Genomic DNA, 1,595 nt, shown 5'->3' with positions numbered 1-1,595 from the left:
CCAGGTACTCGAGTTCCTGTAGTCATGACGACAGACTTCTTAATTACTTTCGTTGATCCAGCAGGCGAAGTAAGGCTGGCTGCGCGTTCTGTTAAATATCGAAAGGAACTTGAAGAAGCTGACCTCGGTGTGCAAAACCGAATTGCCGAAAAGCTCGCTATTGAGGAAAGGTATTGGGCAATAAGGAAAGTAGAGTGGAAATTGGTTCTTCACGAGAACCTGTCGCCAAATAGAATAGCAAATCTCGGTATTCTCAGAACCTATGCGATTATCCATCCCTCTTTGCCTACGGAAAAGAACATAAGTAATTTGCTTGACTTTATAACAAAATATAAAACTGACCAAATTCCACTCAGGGTGCTATTAGAGAAAGCGTCCAGAGAAATCTTCATAGACTATATGGGCGTTAAACGCCTCTTTCACCATCTTCTATGGGTAGGCGGGCTGGAGATGGACCTCTCCTCTAGGATGATTAGCTTATCTGAACCATTATGTGTATGGATTAGCCAGTCGTCTCTGGCTGTTCCAACGCCAATTGAGGTGACTCGTCATGCTTAATATGAGAGTTAATTGTATTGTTTCTCCAGGTGAAGGATCTGAAATTTTTGAGAAGCCCGTTAGAGTGTTGGGTATAGAAAGTGATTTTGTCGTAGTTATTGAACTTAGCACAAATCCAACCAAGCCATGGAGGCTAGAGAAGCCACTTTTGGCCGAAGAGATTGATTCCGGCGCGGCGGTAATCAGTCCGGAAATGGTGCCCATGCACTTGCTTCGAAGTGATGATGAGTTAAGCGAGAATGAAAAGAATAGCCGAGACAGGAATTGGAACCTTGTACGTGGCCTAGTAGAAAATCAGGTCGCGTTAGACCTCTTGACCTCCAATTTCGGCGCCCTAGTGGCGAATCACGCGATGGAGATGGGAGTTGATCGGAAGCAAATTTATCGACTTCTTTATCGATATTGGAGCATGGGACAGACTCGTAACGCATTCTTGTGGAATACCAACGCATGTGGCGGCCGAGGAAAGGAAAAAAGTCGTGCGTCCGGCATTATCCCCGGTCGGCCAGCTAAATATCTTGGCGTCGTTGTTAGCCAGGATGGTGCGATTAGGCTCGAAAAGCGGCACATGGCCCACATCCGCTTGGCTTACGGGCGTGTCGCTAGCGGAAGGTGCGGCAATGTGAAAGAAGCGTATCGATGGATGCTGAATAAATTCTACAGAGAAACCATGGCTGACGGCTCCAAGGGGAACGTTGTACGAGGCAGTTACCCGTCTATTCACCAACTAAGGCATCATGGAAAACTATTTTTCGATGATCTCTACAAGCTAAAGAAACGCGGTGGTGCTACTCGTTACAACAAAGACCATCGTGCTCTTATCGGGTCTGCATCTCATAGGTTACTCGGTGCGGGCCATCGGTACGAAATAGATTCGACTATCGCCGATGTTTACTTGGTGCATCGGGTTAACCGACTATGGTTGATTGGGCGGCCAGTTCTGTACGTTATGGTGGACACGTTTACAAGAATGATCGTAGGCATTCATGTTGGCCTTGAAGGACCAAGTTGGAATGGGGCTAGGCACGCAATTTATA

General features: G+C 46.7%; 1 protein-coding gene and 1 pseudogene. Both read left to right on the top strand.

Annotated features, from left to right (window positions below; translation table 11 throughout):
• Positions 1-558: TnsA endonuclease N-terminal domain-containing protein (locus tag DQ405_RS26845; protein ID WP_168426505.1), on the top strand; the 558-nt coding region annotated here is incomplete at its 5' end.
• A pseudogene (locus DQ405_RS26840) lies at positions 551-1,595 on the top strand (transposase); the annotation flags it as partial. The gene DQ405_RS26845 and the pseudogene DQ405_RS26840, both read left to right, overlap by 8 nt.

This window comes from Pseudomonas sp. SST3, assembly GCF_003325755.1.
Note: the sequence above shows the minus strand (reverse complement) of the source record. Positions and strands in the feature narration are given on the sequence as shown.